Annotated in this window: 17 protein-coding genes; 9 read left to right on the top strand and 8 right to left on the bottom strand. The window is 62.9% G+C overall.

Annotation, left to right across the window (positions count from 1 at the left end; all coding sequences use genetic code 11):
* Window positions 1-2: 2 nt before the first annotated feature.
* Together tnpB and tnpA are read right to left on the bottom strand one after the other, a co-directional pair.
* Window positions 3-350 (bottom strand): IS66 family insertion sequence element accessory protein TnpB, encoded by a 348-nt coding sequence (gene tnpB, locus LMH63_RS19010; RefSeq protein WP_109680413.1) that lies wholly within the window; start codon window positions 348-350, stop codon window positions 3-5.
* The gene (gene tnpA / locus LMH63_RS19430) at window positions 347-739 is read right to left on the bottom strand and encodes an IS66-like element accessory protein TnpA (RefSeq protein ID WP_146205305.1); all 393 of its coding nucleotides are present in this window, start codon (window positions 737-739) and stop codon (window positions 347-349) included. Before tnpA ends, tnpB begins: the two co-directional genes overlap by 4 nt.
* A gap of 1,004 nt (window positions 740-1,743) precedes the next feature.
* Here tnpA and LMH63_RS19000 point away from each other — a divergent pair.
* From LMH63_RS19000 to LMH63_RS18975, 6 genes are all read left to right on the top strand, one after another.
* Window positions 1,744-2,055: a hypothetical protein gene (locus tag LMH63_RS19000; protein ID WP_109679854.1), complete on the top strand. Its 312-nt coding sequence runs from the start codon at window positions 1,744-1,746 to the stop codon at window positions 2,053-2,055.
* A gap of 369 nt (window positions 2,056-2,424) precedes the next feature.
* On the top strand, window positions 2,425-3,111 hold the full coding sequence (locus LMH63_RS18995) for a Crp/Fnr family transcriptional regulator (protein WP_109679855.1): 687 nt from the start codon (window positions 2,425-2,427) through the stop codon (window positions 3,109-3,111).
* 370 nt (window positions 3,112-3,481) lie between these two features.
* Window positions 3,482-4,261 carry an SDR family NAD(P)-dependent oxidoreductase gene (locus tag LMH63_RS18990; protein WP_109679856.1) on the top strand — a complete coding sequence of 260 codons (780 nt, stop codon included), beginning with the start codon at window positions 3,482-3,484 and terminating at the stop codon, window positions 4,259-4,261.
* A gap of 55 nt (window positions 4,262-4,316) precedes the next feature.
* The gene (locus LMH63_RS18985; RefSeq protein ID WP_109679857.1) at window positions 4,317-5,300 is read left to right on the top strand and encodes a tripartite tricarboxylate transporter substrate binding protein; all 984 of its coding nucleotides are present in this window, start codon (window positions 4,317-4,319) and stop codon (window positions 5,298-5,300) included.
* A gap of 64 nt (window positions 5,301-5,364) precedes the next feature.
* Window positions 5,365-5,898, top strand: a complete 534-nt coding sequence (locus tag LMH63_RS18980; protein WP_109679858.1) for a tripartite tricarboxylate transporter TctB family protein — start codon at window positions 5,365-5,367, stop codon at window positions 5,896-5,898.
* A 16-nt stretch (window positions 5,899-5,914) separates the two neighbouring features.
* Window positions 5,915-7,408, top strand: coding sequence for a tripartite tricarboxylate transporter permease (locus tag LMH63_RS18975; RefSeq protein ID WP_109679859.1), 1,494 nt, complete (start codon window positions 5,915-5,917; stop codon window positions 7,406-7,408).
* A gap of 87 nt (window positions 7,409-7,495) precedes the next feature.
* Here the strand turns inward: LMH63_RS18975 and LMH63_RS18970 are convergent, their stop codons facing one another.
* A complete protein-coding gene (locus tag LMH63_RS18970; protein ID WP_109679860.1) occupies window positions 7,496-8,410 on the bottom strand; it encodes a LysR substrate-binding domain-containing protein in 915 nt (304 codons plus the stop codon).
* 167 nt (window positions 8,411-8,577) lie between these two features.
* Here LMH63_RS18970 and LMH63_RS18965 point away from each other — a divergent pair, with 167 nt between their 5' ends.
* The 3 genes from LMH63_RS18965 to LMH63_RS18955 all read left to right on the top strand — a co-directional run bounded on the left by LMH63_RS18965 (window position 8,578) and on the right by LMH63_RS18955 (window position 11,431).
* Window positions 8,578-9,732, top strand: a complete 1,155-nt coding sequence (locus LMH63_RS18965) for a mandelate racemase/muconate lactonizing enzyme family protein (protein WP_109679861.1) — start codon at window positions 8,578-8,580, stop codon at window positions 9,730-9,732.
* 178 nt (window positions 9,733-9,910) lie between these two features.
* Window positions 9,911-10,909: a Bug family tripartite tricarboxylate transporter substrate binding protein gene (locus LMH63_RS18960; protein ID WP_109679862.1), complete on the top strand. Its 999-nt coding sequence runs from the start codon at window positions 9,911-9,913 to the stop codon at window positions 10,907-10,909.
* Between the two features lie 228 nt (window positions 10,910-11,137).
* Entirely contained in the window at window positions 11,138-11,431 is a 294-nt protein-coding gene (locus tag LMH63_RS18955; protein WP_146205272.1) for a hypothetical protein, read from the top strand.
* A gap of 134 nt (window positions 11,432-11,565) precedes the next feature.
* Here LMH63_RS18955 and LMH63_RS18950 read toward each other — a convergent pair whose 3' ends face one another.
* From LMH63_RS18950 to LMH63_RS18930, 5 genes are all read right to left on the bottom strand, one after another.
* Window positions 11,566-12,801 (bottom strand): Zn-dependent hydrolase, encoded by a 1,236-nt coding sequence (locus LMH63_RS18950; RefSeq protein WP_109679864.1) that lies wholly within the window; start codon window positions 12,799-12,801, stop codon window positions 11,566-11,568.
* Window positions 12,794-14,389, bottom strand: a complete 1,596-nt coding sequence (locus tag LMH63_RS18945) for an amidohydrolase (RefSeq protein WP_158280456.1) — start codon at window positions 14,387-14,389, stop codon at window positions 12,794-12,796. Before LMH63_RS18945 ends, LMH63_RS18950 begins: the two co-directional genes overlap by 8 nt.
* 132 nt (window positions 14,390-14,521) lie before the next feature.
* A complete protein-coding gene (locus LMH63_RS18940; RefSeq protein ID WP_199225735.1) occupies window positions 14,522-15,790 on the bottom strand; it encodes a TRAP transporter large permease in 1,269 nt (422 codons plus the stop codon).
* A gap of 14 nt (window positions 15,791-15,804) precedes the next feature.
* The gene (locus tag LMH63_RS18935; protein WP_109679867.1) at window positions 15,805-16,302 is read right to left on the bottom strand and encodes a TRAP transporter small permease; all 498 of its coding nucleotides are present in this window, start codon (window positions 16,300-16,302) and stop codon (window positions 15,805-15,807) included.
* A 61-nt stretch (window positions 16,303-16,363) separates the two neighbouring features.
* Window positions 16,364-17,371: a TRAP transporter substrate-binding protein gene (locus LMH63_RS18930; RefSeq protein WP_109679868.1), complete on the bottom strand. Its 1,008-nt coding sequence runs from the start codon at window positions 17,369-17,371 to the stop codon at window positions 16,364-16,366.
* Window positions 17,372-17,447: the final 76 nt, after the last annotated feature.

The following is a 17,447-nucleotide window of genomic DNA, read 5'->3' as shown; positions in this document are numbered from 1 at the left end:
ATTCAGGCCGCGCATTGCGGGTCGAAGGTGCGCTGCGGGAGGCGCCAGTCGATGCCCTCGAGCAGCATCGAGAGCTGTGCGGCGGTGAGGTGCACCGCCCCCTCGCGCACCTGCGGCCAGATGAACCGGCCCCGCTCGAGGCGCTTGGCATAGAGGCACAGCCCCTGGCCGTCCCACCAGAGCACCTTGATCCGATCCCCGCGCCGGCCGCGGAAGACGAACAGCTGCCCCGAGAAGGCGTTCTTCGCCAGCGCCTGCTGCACCAGCGCCGCGAGCCCGTCGAAGCCCTTGCGCATGTCGGTCACGCCGGCCACCAGGTAGATGCGCACCCCCGAGGGCAGCGCGATCATCGCCCGAGCACCTCGAGCGCGACGCGCAGGGCCGCGGCGTCCGCCGCGCCGCGCACCACCAGGCGGTGGCCGGCGGCGAGCACGATCTCCAGGCTGCCCGACGGCGCCGCGCTCTTCACCTCCGGCGGCACCGGCGGCGGCTCGGAGGCGGCCAGGCGCACCGGCAGCAGGCTCAGCGCCGAACCCTCACTCGGCGCCCCAAGTTCCCCGAGGCGGTAGAGCCGGCGCCAGCGGAAGAGCTGGTTGGCGTTGACGTCGTGGCGGCGCGCGACCACCGAGACCGAGTCCGGGCCCTCGAGGCTCTCCTCAACGAGGCGGCGCTTGTATTCAATGCTGAAGCGCCGCCGGCGCTGGCGGCTCAGCGTCTGATCCCCATCGATGGTGTCCACCTCGCCTCCAAGTGGGCACCTCACAAGTGCCCGCCTATGCGTGAGCGCTGATCATCGGCGAGGCGACGTCACAACGAGAAGTGGGTGCTGGCCGGACGCTTACGGTCGTTATGTGGAAGCATGACTTGGTCGGCTCGAGCATGGCATAGCCGCTTAATGCGTCTGCCCCACTGCGCACCACCATGCGGTGGTCGCCGGTGAGCTGGATCTCCAGGCTGCCGGAGCGCAGTGGGCTGTTCACCTCAGGTCACGCCGGTGGCGGCTCGCTGGCCGCCACGCGCACCGGGACCAGGGTCAGTGCCGAGCGTCCGGTCGACTCGGCGAGCCCCCCGAGCTGTTAGAGTCGCCGACAGCCCCAGAGCTGATTGGCGTTGACGGTGTGGTGGCGTGTGGCCATCGAGACGCAGGCGGTCGCGACGGAACGGGGCGCCAGGTGTCCGAAAGGTCTACAGCTACCGGTCATAGCTGCCTTCCGAGGGCGGCCATTCAGCATCTCGCGCAGCCCATCCACCAGGACAGGGTCCTGCTCGATGGCCTCGGGAGTCCCTTGCCGGATCTGCTCATCGCGCTTCTCCTGCGCAACGTCCCCGAATTCCCGCGGCTGGCCGGATGGTTCTCCGGATGTCGTCGATCGCAGGCGCGAGAACCTTGGCTGCCGTCTAACTGCGGGCCCGGTATAGGCACCCACCGCAAGCCGTAGGACCTCGCCCGCCGAGATTCCTGGAGTTGACGCGTTTCGGTGTAGCTCCGGGCGTTCGGATGAACTTCCGGCGGTGATCCCGTAATGCCTTTTAGACAGTCCCAGGGACCCCACCCCCCCCCCGGGGGAGGGGCTGAATCCGACCCGACGACATGCCAAGGCGTTCAACTTCTCGGGCAGGTGAACCATTGATCGGAGCGGGGGCACGTCTGGCGTGCGCGGGACAAGCTCGCCGCCCCGGCTCGGGGTCAGGTAGTGGCGCTATACTGGTAGCCCACACTCGACGATCGCCACGGTGGCTGCGATGACGGACTCGTCGGATTTGCGTGAGGCGTTCCGGGAGCTGCGCCACAGGAACCCGGCGCTAGACCATGAGATTCTGAGTACGGCGCCGCGTCGGGAATTGGCGACCGCCTTGGTTGGCCTGCGGCGTGCCGCTGGGCTCACCCGAGACGAAATCGCTACAGCCCTCGCCAAGGACCACGCGGACATCTCGCGCGTGGAGTCCACCGCTGGCGAACTCGATTTGGAGCTGCTCGCTGGATATATCGATGTCTGCCGGGCGCGTCTTGAGGGGCTCGGTAAGCCGCCATCGATGCCGACTGACCCAGAGTGATGCCTCCGCACCCCGCGTGCCTAGCTTAGATCAGCCGAATGCGCCCGCCCGTGGCCGCGCCTTCAGCTCGCTCGGTATTGGGAGGTCGGATTGTGCCTGAGGATGGTCCAAACACAGGCAGTGGCTCATGAAATACACTGCTCTAACTGTCGTCCGGTACTAATTCCGGGGGCAGGTCACAGCAGGAGCATGGCGCGCGGCATCGCTTACCTAGCGGCGCGACGAGCCGGAGAGCGGTATTCGTTCGCAGTTTGACAGCAAGCGCCGGATGGCATAGAAGCGAAGAGCACACGAAAAGGAACGCCCGTGGTGGTGTTTACTCGCTCCTCGATTGAGGACTGAGCAGAAGGCGCCTGCGGCTGTGACGCAATGCGAGAGTACAATTTCGGCGCAGAGCAGGAACGGTCCTACCCGGACCCGGATGAGTATATCGCGCGCCTGGCCCAGGAAGGAGTGCAGGTAAGCAAGTGCCGTGGTGAGTCGATCTACCATCAGGGTGATCCTGCGGATTCCGTGTGGCTGCTACTCGAAGGGGCAGTAAAGGCTGCGACGGTTAGTCGTGACGGCGAGGAGACCTTGCTCCGTGTTCACGTGCCCGGTGGAATTATCGGCTTGACGGCGTTGGATTCCGACGGCATTCGGGACGCGAGTACCTGCGCCCTGACCGACGCAGTCCTCGTGTGTCTGGACCGTGAGCAAGTGCTTTCGCTGATGATGCGAGATCCGCTGCTTGCCATTTGCATCAGCCGGGTTCTCATCCATCGGCTGTGCTCATTTCATTCACGTATCAACGAAGTCCTTGGCAATACGGTCGAGCAGCGTGTGGCGCGTGTGTTGCTCGCGCTTTATCAGCCGGAAACGTCCGCAGCATCGCCACTGCCTGAGGGGATAAAGCTCTCACACGAAGAGCTGGCGCAGATTGTTGCCTCCCGACGGCAGACAGTGACGATGATACTCAATCGCTTCGCCGCAGCTGGGTACATCGAGACGGTACGCCGCCGGATCTTGGTCCGTGAACCTGAATCCCTTCGTCGATTCGTCCCCTGCAACCCGTGAAGAGGCTAGAAGCGTAACTGCCGGGTCCGCACACGCGTTAAATTCCCGCTTTTCTTTAAGGGGATGCGCCATGGCGTCCCCGCCCTTCGGACTCCTCTGCCAGTTCGTGTAACACACCTGCGCCGGCGCGGCTTTGTGCCCTAGTTGTAAGTCCTGTGGACCCGGCACCACTGCTGCCTCTTTGGCGGATGCCGTGCCCGGCTCCGATTCGTGTGTCAGCTAGCTGACAGAACACTGGGGGCGTAAGGCCTAGCGTGAATTTACACGGGAGCGCACCTCCCAACGAAGAACGACACCTTGCGCCCGGGTCGGGAAGATTTCGGACCCGGCGATGGCGTCGCCTGCAAACCCACGCTTGGCGAGGAAGATCATGAGGTTGAAAGACAAGGTCGCGATCGTGACCGGAGGCGGAAGTGGCATCGGGCAGGGCATCTGCGATGCTTTTGTGCGCGAAGGTGCACGCGTTGTCGTTGCTGACATTAACCTCCCCAATGCTGAAGCGGTCGCATTGAAGCTCAACGAGCGGGCGAATGGAGCGGCGCACGCCATCAAGGTCGATGTCACCGACGAGCAGTCCACAAAAGACCTCGTGCGTGACGCCGTCGCGCACTTCGGCACACTGAATATTCTGGTCAACAACGCCGGCGCGCGCACCATGGCACCGTTCGAGGAGCACACGACTGCGGACTGGCAGAAAATGCTGGACATCAACTTGACCGGCCCTTTCTTGTGCTCCCGCGCTGCCGTGCCGGAGCTTAAGAAGAACGAGAAAGCAAAAATCATAAATCTCGCGTCGATCGCCAGTTTCATGGGCCGCCCTGACCGTGCGGGCTATGTCGCCGCGAAGACGGGTGTCCTCGGGCTTACCCGGTCCATGGCAGTCGATCTGGCAGAGGCGGATATTCGGGTGAACTGCTTAGCCCCCGGGATGATCGCGACACCGTTTAACGCGATGTTCGCCGATGACCCGGAAACCGGTCCCGAATGGAAGAAAGAGAATTTCGTCGGAAGGTGGGGCAAGCCCGAAGACATCGCAATGGCCGCGGTGTTCCTCGCATCCGAGGAGTCCGACTTCGTGACCGGTGCGGAACTCAAGGTTGAGGGAGGCTGGCTAGCCGCCAAGTTCCGTAAAGGTGAGATGAGCGATTGAGTCCTCGATGGCGAGGAGATAGCGGTGCTAAAGCACCGATAACAGGAGGAGAGCAATGAAACTCTTGCAGACCACAAAGTACGGGCTCGTTGCGGGCATTTTCGCACTGCAGACGCTAGGCGCCGCCGTTGCTGCGGACGTACCCGATAAGCCGGGCGGATTTCCTGAGCGTCCGATCACAATGATCGTCCCCTTCGGGGCGGGAGGCGGGTCCGACCAGTTCGCCCGTGCAATGGCCGAGCCGATGGGTCGGATAATGGGCGTGCCTATCACCGTCGTGAACAAGCCCGGCGGTGGAGGCCGTGCCGGTATACCGGATTTCATGGCCGCGCCGGCGGACGGCTACACGATCCTCGAGTTCAGCGACGATGTCCTGACCCTCTACTCATCGGGCAGCATCGACGAGAATCCGACCGTCGACTGGACGCCTATCGGCATCGGAAACATCACGTTCAGCCAGATCTATATCCGCGGCGACGAAGATCGCTTCACCGACTGGGAGAGCTTCGTTGAGTACGCTGAGGAAAACCCAGGTAGTGCCACCATGGCAAACATCAGCCATGAGGGCTCACTGGAGGTTATCAGTACCCGCGCCCTGCTTGAGTCAGTTGGAATTGAACTTCAGCAGGTCAGCTACGACAAGCCAACCGAGCGTTACGCGGCGCTTGTGGGCGGCCACACTGACACATTGTTCGAGCAGCCGGGCGACGTCGCCAATCTGCTGAACTCCGGCCAGTTCAAACCAATCCTCTCCTTCCTTAAGGAGGCACCCTCGAGTTTCCCGGACGTGCCAACGCTAACGGATATTGGCGTGGAATTTGAGCCCATTTTCCGGGTAAGGGGGATGGTTGTTCGGGGTGACGTGCCTGAGGAGCGAAAAGAATACCTGGAGGCCGTATTCAAAGCTGCCTACGAGAGTGAAAGCTTCCAAGCGTTTCTCGAGCGCAAGAACATGAAAATGCTCAATAACTACAGGGGCCGCGAGGGCTCGGTTGCGCTCATCGACGGGATGATCGAGACGTTCCGAAACGCCGACTAACCCGCAGCGCGTCTCTTCAGCCGCAGCGCCATTGGCGTTGCGGCTGGGCTTAAGGAGGGGAGTGATGCAAACAATCGCGCCCACCAAAAACCGAGAGCTTGTCCAGGGCTGCTTCTGGATCGCTCTGGCGCTATTGGGGTTTGTGCTGTCGTTCGGCTTTGATGAGCCGATCCCGAACTACCGCTACGGCGCGGCATCCTGGCCGCGTGCACTGCTGGCGCTGCTCGCGCTTCTTGGCGTATGCCAGGTGCTCTGGGCAGTGGCGCCAGATATCCGACGCCGCATCGATGATAGCCAGGAAGAGGGCTCCACGGCGCCGGCGCAGTTTCCCTTCCTGATCGGCTCGTTGCCGGTCGTGTATATCGCTACTGTCAGCTATGTCGGTTTTTACCTGGCGACGCCCTTTCTACTTCTCGCGTGCCTGTTCGCCCTTGGCGAGCGCCGGCCTTTGCGTTTAACCCTGGTTACGGCGGCAATTTACGGATTCATACTTCTGGTATTTGGCAGACTGCTTTATCTTCCGCTGCCGGTAGGTAACCTGCCGGGATTCTACGAGATCAACAACTGGATTTTGATCGGCGTTCGAGCCGGCGTCTAAAGCGGGGCAGGCCATCATGTGGAACGACCTTCTCGGCGGGGCGGCGGCTCTGCTAACTGACCCGATGGGACTTCTAGCCTTCGCCGCGGGACTCTTCGGGGGCATGATCTTCGGAGTCATCCCGGGAATTAGCCTTTTAACACTGGGCGCGATTATACTTCCGTTTACGGCCTACCTGAGCGCCGAGCACGCAATAATGCTGTTCTCCGTGATCTACTGCTCCGGTGTTTTCGGGGGCGCAATAACGGCGATTCTATTTAATATTCCTGGCTCTCCAGAAAATGCCCCGACGGCCTTCGACGGGTATCCAATGACCCAGAATGGTGAGTCTGGAAAGGCGGTGGGCGCGACCGTTCTATGCTCGGCGCTTGGAGGTATTGCTTCGGCAATTCTCATGATAACGGCCACGCCGGCAATTGCCCGCTGGGCTGTCTCCGCTTTCTCTGCCCAGGAGATTTTTGCACTGATTGTTTTCGGCGTAAGCGTTGCGGCCTCCGTAGGTGCCCAAACGGTGCTCAAGGGGTGGATATCCGTGGCGCTGGGTTTGCTGCTTGCAACGGTAGGGACAGACCCGGCAGGCGGGGTCGAGCGGTTCGCCTTCGATACGTACTACCTGCTCGCCGGCATTCACTTTATCCCGGTCATTCTCGGGCTTTTTGCGGTTTCTGAGGTGCTCGAGCAGGCGCGCCAGATGGTTAATCGCGAGCGCGTAGTGCCCAAGGTCTCAATGGACCTTCCCTCGATAAGAGAATTCTGGCGCCTGAAAGTGGCCATCGTGCGTTCCGTGGGGATCGGCTTTTTCTCGGGTATTCTACCGGGCGTCGGGGCGACACTTGCGGCATTCTTGAGCTACAACGAGGCCGTTCGGTGGTCTAAGGGCGACAAGCGTTTTGGGAAGGGTGATATTCGCGGTGTTGTCTCCTCGGAGACCGCGAATAACGCCGCGACCGGCGCCGCGATGATTCCCCTGCTAGCGCTGGGGCTGCCTGGGGGCGCGCTCACGGCCATGATGATGGGCGTTTTTCAGATCCATGGCATGGAGCCGGGGCCGATGATATTCGTGATGTCGCCGGATCTGGTTTCCATAACCTTTGCGGCTATGCTGATCGCTAATGTATGCATCCTGGCGCTCGGGTGGATACAGACGAAGTCTGTCGTGCACCTGCTTCGCGTGCCCTTTCAATACTTGGCGCCGGCGGTTTTACTGCTTGCAATCATTGGTGCCTTTGCGGTGCGCAACCTCATCGTTGATGTCTGGATCATGTTCGCCGCTGCGTTTATTGGATTCTTTCTCCGGAAGTACGGCTATTCCGCGGCCGGGATGATTCTTGGACTGGTGCTCGGCTCCATTGGGGAAGCGAGTCTGGTGAAATCGATGCAGCTGATGCAGTACAACTGGCTCGGATTCTTCGAACGCCCCTACTCTGCGTTGCTGCTCGGCGCTGCGATCGTTACCGTGGTGACAGGCGTTATCCGTGCTACGCGGCGGGAGATTAGAGCGCGGTGTTAGTCGCCGTTTGAAGAGTGCGCCGGAGTGGTCGAGTTCCCAGAGGGTTCGGAGGGCCCCGGTACCGCGCGTGGCTGTCACACAATTCGATCAATGCTGCCGGCCACCGTGCGGTTTGTGCCGGCTCAAGCCAGCCTCCACCAGGGCTTCGAAGGCCTGCGTCGTCGGGCTGGCGGGGCGCGAGTGCAACCGGGCGCGGTAGAGGGGGCGGCTCAAAGTCTCGCCCTGTAGTTTCACGACCCTGACGCTACCCAGCGCGATCTGATCGCGTGCGGCTTCCACAGAGACCATTGCGATGCCAAGGCCGGCGGCGACGCTCTGGACCAGGGCGCCGTTGCTCCCCACCTCCAGCATGCGCTGCACTTCCACACCCGCCTCGCGTAAAAGACGCTCGGTGATGGCCCGTGTGCCAGATCCTTCCTCACGCAGGATCCAGCGTTCCCGGGTCAGTGTGGCCGGCTCGACATCCCGGCGAATGCCCACGGGGTGGTGTGGTGCCGCGAGGATGACCAACTCGTCATCACGCCAGAAAGTCAGTTCGACGCGTGAATCGTGGATGGGTGCCTCTACGAAGGCGATATCGGGCTCGTAGGCCAGAAGCCTGCGCTCGATGGCTTCGGTATTGTCGCTCAGGATGCGCACCTCTACCCCGGGATACAGATCGGTGAAGCGGCTGATGAGCTCGGGGAGCAGATAGGCCTGAATCATCTTGCTGGCTCCCATGGTCAGCGAGCCGTGCTCGATATCCCGCCGCCCCCTGATGTCAGCGAGTGCTGCCTGTTCCAGCGCGAAGATCGCTCGTGCGTGCGCGAAAAGCGCCGCACCCGCCTCGGTGAGGCGAATCTGCCGCCGACCCCGCTCCACCAGCGGGATGTCCAGCTGTTCCTCGAGCTCCCGCACGGCGCGCGATACCGCTGGCTGGCTGACGTGGATGGATTCCGCGGCCCGAGAGAAGCTCTGGTTCTCCGCCACGGCGGCAAAGGTACGCAGCAGATTGAGATTCATGTCATTAGCTTTCGTTATGGAAACATCATTTATATATATTTGAATTATAGCTTCTCTCCTTTGAATCTAAACGGGAACTGCCCGCGAGGCGTCGTCAACGGCGCAGCGCGTCGCTCGGGCCGCCATTCGGCGCCGGTGTGGGGACGGACAATCGAAGGAGAGACCGAATGAGGATCGAGGAGATCAAGTGCTGGGCGCTGTCGGAGGACCTGGGCGGTTCCTGGCGTATCTCGGGGCAGAGCTGGAGCCGCATTAACACGGTCATCGTGCGCATCCGCACGGATGACGGCTCAATCGGCATCGGCGAGACGAATCTGCGTACCGCGCCCCGCGCCGGTGTCGCGATCATACGTGATCACCTCTCGCCGCACGTTATCGGGGCTGATCCTCGGGATATCGAGGGGATCTGGTGGTCGATGTTTACCCGCGGCCGGCCCCGTGGCCATACCCGAGGCTTCTACCTCAAGGCCATGAGTGGTATTGACATGGCTCTGTGGGACCTCGATGCGCGGCGACGGCAGGAGCCGCTGTGGCAGGCGTTGCGGGGCATGGGGCGCCCGCGTGTACCGGTGTATGCCTCGGCCGTGCGTGTGTTCGATACGCCGGAGCAGGCCATCTCCAAGGGCCAGGAGTTCGTCGACTCCGGTCACCGGACCGTGAAGGTCATGGTGGCGGGTAAGGATCTGACCTATGACCTCGCCGTTCTGCGCGGTCTGCGCGAGCGATGGGGTTACGACATCGACCTGTGCGTGGATGCGAACTCCAGCTACGAGACTACCGAGGCGGTGCGCTTCGCCGTGGCCGCCGCAGATATCGGGCTGACTTTTTTTGAGGAGCCGGTGCCGCCGGACAACCTAAGGGGCTACCGACGCCTGCGCCAGGCATCGCCGATGGCGATAGCAGCCGGACAGTCCGAGTTCACGGCCTTTGCCGCGGAGCCGCTGCTCTCGGAAGGGCTTATCGACTTCTTCCAGCCTAACGCCGGTCGTGTTGGCGGCCCGACGGGCGTGCGCTACATGCAGCACGCCGCGCTGCCGCACTCCATCCGCTTCTCCGGCCATGTGGGCGCGTCGTCTGTCGTTAACGGACTGTGTGCGCTCCACCTCGCTGGCGCGGCGCCGGAGCGCACCGTGGCCGAATACTGGGAGGAGGAGTCCCCCCTCATCAACATCGCCGAGGCCGCCTACCCGGAAGTCCGGGACGGTCACGTGCAGCTCAGCGACAAGCCGGGTCTCGGTGTGGCGCTGGACGAAGGCGTGCTCGACCGCATGGCGGTAGAGACCGTGACCATCGACGCGAGCACCGGGTCCCTCGCCCAATGATATCCGGCCGTTTCGCGGGGGCGACGCCTACCCCGCGGAAACACCCCGGGCTCGAATGAACTATCACGCCGGCGGGACCCACCGCACGGCCTGGAGGAGGAGGGCGCAGACACAACCTACGGGCGCATGCCCGAGCACTTGATCGGCCTCAGATAATCACAGAGGTAGGAGAGTTCAGATGGAGAACACGCTCAACAGTTTCCAGCCAGAGAAGCTCAGGAAGTACCTGGCCACCGGCGTCTCGATGGCCGTGTTGGCAGCGATTCCGTTTTCGGCGGGCGCGCAGGATGACTGGCCGACAGACACCATCGAGGTCGTATCTCACGCCTCGGCCGGTGGCGGCACGGACACCACCATTCGCATGTGGCTAGAAGGTGCGCGCGAGCAAGTGGACGAGGACGTGCGCGTCGTCTACAAGCTCGGCGGCGGTGCACGGCTTGCCCACGAGTACATGGTTCAGCGCGGTCCCGACTGTCACACCATCATGGCGCTAACGCAGACCCACCTCTACACCATCGCCCGGGGCAACTCACCGATTGAAATCGATGATATCCAGGGCGTTGCGCGTGCTATGAGTGACCCCTCGGTCATCGTCGTGTCTTCCAACAGCCCTCTCGAGAGCTACGAAGAGGTGCTGGAATCTTCCAGGGACCAGGCGCTGACGTGGGGCGTGACAAGCATCGGCAGTACTGCCCATATCGGCATCAGCCGCTGGTCGGAGGCAGCCGATGCGGAGGCTCGCGTGGTGCCCTTTGGCGGTGACGGTGACACCCTCACGGCGCTGCGGTCCGGCGCGGTGGATATCACCGTTGCCAACGCCAGCGAGGCTCTGGATCAGATCAATGAGGGTGTGTTCCGTCCACTGGCGGTGTTGTCACCGGAGCGACTGGAAGACCTTCCGAATGTTCCGTCCACCTACGAGCATGGCCATGAGATCTCGGTGAACACCACCCGTGGCTACTACGTGCATGCTGACACGTCCACGGAGTGCGTCAGCAGCATCGAGGAGTTCATCCTTACCGGCATGGAGAGCGAGCGCTTCCACAACTACCTATCCAGTGCGGGCCTGAATCCGGAGCGCAACATCGCTGGCGCCGAGATCTGGGACACCCAGATCAAGGAGGAGTACCAGGTCGCGCTGAAGGCGCTGCGCAAGCTGGAAATGACGGACCGTTGATGACGCTTGGCGTCACGCTGGCTGGAGGCAGGCCGCAGTAGTAGTGACGTACCAATACAAGGAGAGCGGAGCCTTCGGGCTCCGCTCTCTGTCTCGCATGCACGTGTCGCCCCTGTGTTGGCAATGCAGCCCCAACGTTTGGTGAGTGCCGCTGGCCAACCCCTCCGTGAGCTGCGCCGACCGAGCAACGCCTGCGGGCACAACCGATCGCCCAGTTCTGGAGCGTCCATGGGACAGGGGGAAAGTCCACGAACACTGTTCATTGTCTATCTGAGTGGAGACAGCGACGCTGAGGCGCAACGCTGGGCGGAGATGTATGCCGAGGAGCGCAAGCATCGCTTCACCGTGCCGCCCACGGTGGACGACGTTTTGGCCTCCAACCTGCTCGGCAGCCCGGAGCGCATACACGAGCGGATCACGGAGTGGGCCGAGGCGGGTGTCGACTACCTTGTCATCCAGCCCATGCCGCCCATGGATGGCTTGCGCGCGTTCGGCGAGAAGATCCTGCCGGCCTACCTGTAGCGGCGGTTGCTCGTCGGCAGCCTGGAGCCGGGGCCGATCTACCGAGCAAATCGGGCCGCGGCAGTTCAGGGGACCTTCCGCCCCCTGCGCCGGCGCTTGTTTGATCGTCCCGCAATGCAGTGGATCCTGCCGCGCTATGAATTCGCCAGCCGGATTATTGCCTGCAGGAGAACGTTAGCCCCTGCCGTTAGATCTTCCTGCTCGGCGCTTTCGGCCTCATTGTGGCTGAGGCCACCCGCGCAGGGGACGAAGATCATTGCCGTCGGGGCCACGCGGGCGATGTGGCAGGCGTCGTGGCCCGCCCCCGAGATCAGCCTGCGGTAGGCATAGCCGCAGGCATGAGCCGCCGCATCGAGCGCCTGCACGCATGGCTCCGCGAAGTGGACTGGCGGTGTGTTGGCGATACGCTCGATCCCGTGTTCGAGATTCTCGCCCGCCGCGAGTGTCTCGGCCGCGCTGCGAAGCTCAGCTTCCATCGCGTCGAGCACTTCTGCGTCGGGGTGGCGCATGTCCACGGTCACGGTGACGTGCCCGGGTATCGTGTTGTGGGAGTTGGGTTGGTTGTCGATGTGACCGATGGTCGCAACAGCGTGGGGCGCTTGCGCGAGTGCGAGCTCCTGCATCGCCACGACGAAACGGGCTGCTCCGACGAGCGCGTCACGGCGCCCGGGCATCGGTGTTGCACCTGTGTGGGCGTCCTGCCCGGTGAACGAGACCCGGAACCAGCGAGAGCCTTGAACTCCGGTGACCACACCGACCTTGAGCCCCTCGCGCTCAAGGATCGGGCCCTGTTCGATATGGGGTTCGATAAATGCCGCCAGGCGGTGATCGCCGCAGACGCGCTCGCCTCTGGCGCCGATCTGCTCTAGCGCCTGATCGAGTGTGACTCCGTCGTTGTCCGTGCGGGAGAGCGCGAAGTCCAGCTCATAGCTGCCGGCAAACACGCCGGAGGCGAGCATTGGCGGAGCAAAGCGTGCGCCCTCCTCGTTACTCCACACGCAGAGCTCAAGCGGTGCCCGTGTCTGCACGTCCTGGTCCGAGAGCGTCTCGATGACCTCCAGGCCGGCCAGCACCCCGAACACGCCGTCGAACCGGCCGCCATGGGGCTGGGTATCGAGATGGCTGCCGAACGCTACTGGATCGCGATCTCCGTCTGTCCCGGGACGCCGCGCGAAGATGTTGCCCATTCGGTCCTTGGTGATTCGAAGACCGAGCCCCTCACACCACCGACACAGCAGGGCACGGCCCTCGGCATCCTCCTCGGTGAGGGCAACACGGCAGCTTCCGCCGCCGGGCGTTGCGCCGATCTCCGCCATATCCATGATTCGACGCCAAAGGCGAGCCCCGTCGATCCTGAGCTGGTCAGTCATAGATGCCTCCGCCGTTTTGCCGGAGATACACCGGTGTGCCACCGACGAGAGTTGCCTCTACGGGGATTCGACGGATTTCGTCTGGGCTGACCTCAAGCGGATCCGCCCCCAGAATGACGACGTCGCCTAGCTTGCCAACCTCAAGCGACCCCTTTTCGTTTTCCTCGTGTGCCAGCCAGGCGCTGTCGAGCGTCATCGCACGAAGGGCGTGGCGGACGGAGACCGTCTCGTCCTCACCGAGCTGCTCGCCGCTGGAGGTTAGCCGTGTCGCGGCCGTCGAAATGGACAGCAGTGGATCGATCGGAGTAACCGGCGTGTCGTTATGCAGACCAAAGCGAATGCCCCTGCGCTGCGCGGAGCGCAGCGGGTCCATGCGACTTGCCCGCTCCGGGCCAATGAATACGTCCCGGTGCCGGTCGCCCCACTGCCAGACGTGGGCGGCGAAGAAGGAAACGCCCAAGCCCAGTTGGGCGATGCGATCGAGTTGCTCGTCGTTGGCAAGCTGGCAGTGCTCTATCCGATGCCGAAGGCGCCGCGCGGTGCCGTTGCCGCCGACCGTGGCGTAGGCATTGATCACGGAGTCGATGGCGTAGTCGCCGTTCGCGTGGGTCCAGACCTGCCACCCGGCAGTGTGTGCCTCTTGGACGAAGCTCATCAGCTCGGTCTGTGCCCATATCAGATGATGCCGAGCATCCTCAGATTGCCTGTAGTAGGGCTCGCGCAAGGCTGCGGTGCCGAGCTGAATCGATCCGTCTTGGAAGAGTTTGACGGCTAGCGGGCGGGATCGTTGCGGATCTCCACCCCATTCAAGCCCGGGCCCGCTGCCCGCCTTCAGCTCCTGCCAAAGCGGATGCGTGATCGCCACACCGAGGCGAAGAGGCAGCCATGGCTCCTGGGCCGCGAGGGCAGCAGCATCGGCCTCCAGCGTGCCGCCGCCGGCGAGGCCGAGCGCGGCCTCAACCGCCGAAGTAACGCCCGCTGCGATGTATTGGTTCGAGGCATTACGCAGTTGGCGGCGCATGTCGTCCGCCGTCGGCGCGGGCAGATGCCGGGTAAAGAGCTTCTGCGCCCACTCCCAGAGAACCCCATTCGGGGTGCCATCCGCCTCTCGCTCGAGTCGTCCATCGCCAGGATCCGGCGTATCGGCGGTGACACCTGCGATACGCAGGGCCTGGGTGTTCACCGCGGCGGCGTGTACCGAAATGTGCATCAGCAGAATCGGGTGCCGTTCACTGACGCGGTCCAAGTCCTGCCGTGTGGGATGCCGACGCTCGGCCAGAAGCATGTCATCGTATGTGCAGCCCAGCACCCACTCACCCTCGGGCGTCGCCTCAGCTCTCTCCCGTAGCGCGGCCACGATGTCATCGATCGAACGGCAGTGCCTGCAGTCCACCTGCTCCAGCGCCTTCCCGAACGCGAACGGGTGCGTGTGGGATTCAATGAACCCCGGAAGAGCCGTGCGTCCCTTTAGGTTAACGGAGGCGGTGTCTTTCGGGGCGCGGCGCCGGGCCTCGCGGAGCGAGCCCACATAATCGATGACCCCGTCTTTGATCAGTACTGCCTCGGCCTGCGACCGATCATCAGCCATCGTGTGGATCGGGCCGCCATGAATGAGACAGCTATCGCGGAATGAGTGGACAGTCATCCTCAGGGCTCCAAAGCGGATTGCAATTGGTGTTTGCCTTCTGGGAATCGCAGCATCGACATACCCGATCCGCTATCACTCGCCGTAACGTAGATCCGGGAGGAACGTGACCCACTCCGGAATCAGGATCATCATCAAGAGGACGATTACGTACGGTATGAGCAAGGGCAGTGCCGCGGCGGATATGTCCTCGAGAGTGACGTTGGCGATCTTCGAGGCAACGAACAGATTCACGCCGATCGGAGGCGTGAGGAAACCGATCTCACAGGTCATCACTGTGATGATGCCGAACAGCACTGGATCGACGCCCAGTTGCTGTGCGATCGGCAGGAATACGGCCGTAAAGATGATGATCTGCGGTATCGATTCCAGCCACATTCCCACCAGCACGTAGAAAATCGCGATGCAGATCAGCACCAACCATGCGTGCTCCATGATCGGGGCGAAAAGGGCAGCCATATCCGAGGGGATGTCATAGACGGTGACGAGCTGCCCGAAGGCCTTCGTCGTGCCGAGAATGATCAGGACGGTGCCAATGGTGATCGCCGTGAAACGGGCCGATTCCATGATCTTGCCCAGGGTCAGCCCTCGGTAGACGAACAGCCCGACGAAAAGACCATAGAAAACGGCGACGCCAGCAGCTTCGGAAGGGGTGAATATGCCCGCGTAGATGCCGCCGAGCACGATGATCGGCGCGCCGATCGCCCATTTACCGTCCCATGCTGCGCGCAGTAGTGGCCCCCATGTGAACGGCTCGGTCTTCTCGCCAAAGCCCTTGTATCGAGCGATTGCGTAGGCCGCCACGAGCAGCAGCAGTCCGACAACCACGCCGGGCACGATGCCGGCGAGGAACAGGCGTGGAATGGAGGTATCGCTGACGAGCGCGTAGATGATCAGCAGATTGCTCGGCGGAATGATGCTGCCGATGGCCCCGCCGGCGGCGGCCAGGGCGCCGCCGAATCGCGCCGAGTACTCCTCCTTGATCATGGCGGGAATCGTCACGGAGCCGACCGCCGCGGTCGTTGCGGGCCCGGACCCCGAGAGGGCGGCAAAGAACATGGAGGCGACGACCGTGACAAGCCCCAGCCCGCCGCGGTAAGCGCCCACCAGGCGCTTTGCGATCTCGATGAGTCGATCGGACATCCCGCCTTTCTCCATGAGCTGTCCGGCGAGGATGAACATGGGAATCGTCGTGAGCGGAAAGGGCTCGAAGGCGGTGAAAGCGGATTGCGCCAGCAGCGTCAGTGGTATGTCGGCAATCAGCAGGCCGCAGATCGTCGCAAGCCCCGCGGCGAACGGGACGGGGACGCCGATGGCGAGGCAACCGACGAACAGGACAGCCATGACAAGGGGGCCATTCATAGCGGAAGTTCCCCGTCACCGCGAATCAGCCAGCGGTAGTAGACCTGGGCCATGCGCACGATCATCAGGCCGAGCCCGGCTGGCACGAAGAGCTGGAACCACACCTTCGGCACGCCAAGTCCGGGTGTTATGTAGGGTCTTGAGAAAGCGAGCTCGAGGAAGATTGCGAACTGCCAGAGCAGAACAAGAAGGAACGCAAGCCAGATCACGTCGGCCAGGACGATGGATGCGACCCTCAGTCGATGAGGTAGCGCATTGACCATTAGGAGCACTCTCAGGTGCGCCCTTTCCCTAACACCGAGTGACGCTCCCATGTAGATGGCGAGGACCATGCCGTAGACAGCGGCTTCCTCGGCCCATGGGGCAGCCTCGGAGACGATCACCCGCATCACGACCTGCGTGAGGATGCACGAAGCCGTGACAGCGAGGGCGAGTGCGCAGAGGACTTCCTCGAAGCGCGCCTCGACGGTGCGCCAGATCTTGCGCGACATCATTCAATGGCCCATTCAGCGTGGGGATCCCGGGGGCGATGCGCGTCGCCCCCGGGCAGGCGTGTCAGTTGTCGGCCGCGTCCCGAACCCGTTCCAGCAAGTTCTGGAAAGCCTCACCTTTCTGGGCCGCGAACCGGTCCTGTACTTCCTGTGCGAGCTGGATAAAGGGCGCGCGATCCGGACGAGTGACCTGCATTTCGCCCTCGTCACCAAGGAATGCCCGGACCTCCTCGACGCGCTGGGTCATGATCTCGGCATGCGATTCACTCGCCCTGCGACCCGCTTCCATGATCGCCTCACGCTGCTCGTCGCTTAGCTGGCTGAGCGCACGGTCGCTCGCGAAAATCGGATTGAAGTAGCTGAAATGGCCAAGGATCGCGAGGTGGTCCGCGAGTTCGTAGAACTTCTGGGACTTGATCAGCGTGGTGCCGTTATCACCGCCCTGTACCGTTCCGGTCTGCAGCGCTGCCGCCGTCTCAGACCAAGCCAGTGGCGTGGGCGAGGCGCCGAAGGCCTCGTGCGTGGCGATCATTACCTCGTTGCGCGGCACCCGGATCTTGAGGCCGTCCATGTCCGCGGGCTCGTTGATCGGCCGCTCGGTGTTGTAGAAGTCCCGCTGCAGGAGCGCGCCCCAGGCCAGCAGGTGAATGCCTGTGTCCTCGTAGAGCTGCTCGACAAAAGCGTCTCCGATCTGGCCGTCCACGACCCGGCGGCCGTGCTCCCGATCCTCAAAAACGTAGGGGAGCGTGAATACGTCCATGGGTTCGTAGTGCGGGGAGACGTTGCTGTGCGTGATGATATACATGTCCAGCGTTCCGAGCTGTAACCCGCGGAAGGCTTCATCCTCGGTGGAAAGCTGGGTGCAGCAGCGAAGCTTCACATCGACAGTGCCGTTGGTGAGCTCTTCGGCGTGCTTCTCGAACTCGGTCGCGAGCACATGGTAGGTACCGCTCTCTGCCGACGCGTAGCCTAGGTCCAGCGTGACCTCGGGCTCGGCGGCATAGGCGGGAAACGTGGCGAGACTGAGGACTGAAGCCAGCGCCCCAGTCCTGACTGTGTGACGGATTCGCATGGGGGTTCTACCTCCTCCGGTAGCGCGCTGTTGTCGCGGCGGCATCGTTTGCGTGCCGCCTGCGTACAGCTAGGCA

Source organism: Spiribacter halobius (genome assembly GCF_020883455.1).
Classification (GTDB): Bacteria; Pseudomonadota; Gammaproteobacteria; order Nitrococcales; family Nitrococcaceae; genus Sediminicurvatus; species Sediminicurvatus halobius.
This window is presented reverse-complemented; position numbering and strand designations above follow the sequence as displayed.

What these genes read in the sequence shown, in the direction of transcription:
- LMH63_RS18965 (WP_109679861.1), top strand. Translation starts at nt 8,578, where the DNA reads ATGAGGATCGAGGAGATCAAGTGCTGGGCGCTGTCGGAGGACCTGGGC.
- LMH63_RS18995 (WP_109679855.1), top strand. Translation starts at nt 2,425, where the DNA reads ATGCGAGAGTACAATTTCGGCGCAGAGCAGGAACGGTCCTACCCGGAC.
- LMH63_RS18980 (WP_109679858.1), top strand. Translation starts at nt 5,365, where the DNA reads ATGCAAACAATCGCGCCCACCAAAAACCGAGAGCTTGTCCAGGGCTGC.
- LMH63_RS18935 (WP_109679867.1), bottom strand. Translation starts at nt 16,302, where the DNA reads ATGATGTCGCGCAAGATCTGGCGCACCGTCGAGGCGCGCTTCGAGGAA.
- LMH63_RS18990 (WP_109679856.1), top strand. Translation starts at nt 3,482, where the DNA reads ATGAGGTTGAAAGACAAGGTCGCGATCGTGACCGGAGGCGGAAGTGGC.
- LMH63_RS18975 (WP_109679859.1), top strand. Translation starts at nt 5,915, where the DNA reads ATGTGGAACGACCTTCTCGGCGGGGCGGCGGCTCTGCTAACTGACCCG.
- tnpB (WP_109680413.1), bottom strand. Translation starts at nt 350, where the DNA reads ATGATCGCGCTGCCCTCGGGGGTGCGCATCTACCTGGTGGCCGGCGTG.
- LMH63_RS18945 (WP_158280456.1), bottom strand. Translation starts at nt 14,389, where the DNA reads ATGGCTGATGATCGGTCGCAGGCCGAGGCAGTACTGATCAAAGACGGG.
- LMH63_RS19000 (WP_109679854.1), top strand. Translation starts at nt 1,744, where the DNA reads ATGACGGACTCGTCGGATTTGCGTGAGGCGTTCCGGGAGCTGCGCCAC.
- LMH63_RS18950 (WP_109679864.1), bottom strand. Translation starts at nt 12,801, where the DNA reads ATGACTGACCAGCTCAGGATCGACGGGGCTCGCCTTTGGCGTCGAATC.
- LMH63_RS18930 (WP_109679868.1), bottom strand. Translation starts at nt 17,371, where the DNA reads ATGCGAATCCGTCACACAGTCAGGACTGGGGCGCTGGCTTCAGTCCTC.
- LMH63_RS18960 (WP_109679862.1), top strand. Translation starts at nt 9,911, where the DNA reads ATGGAGAACACGCTCAACAGTTTCCAGCCAGAGAAGCTCAGGAAGTAC.
- LMH63_RS18985 (WP_109679857.1), top strand. Translation starts at nt 4,317, where the DNA reads ATGAAACTCTTGCAGACCACAAAGTACGGGCTCGTTGCGGGCATTTTC.
- LMH63_RS18955 (WP_146205272.1), top strand. Translation starts at nt 11,138, where the DNA reads ATGGGACAGGGGGAAAGTCCACGAACACTGTTCATTGTCTATCTGAGT.
- LMH63_RS18940 (WP_199225735.1), bottom strand. Translation starts at nt 15,790, where the DNA reads ATGGCTGTCCTGTTCGTCGGTTGCCTCGCCATCGGCGTCCCCGTCCCG.
- LMH63_RS18970 (WP_109679860.1), bottom strand. Translation starts at nt 8,410, where the DNA reads ATGAATCTCAATCTGCTGCGTACCTTTGCCGCCGTGGCGGAGAACCAG.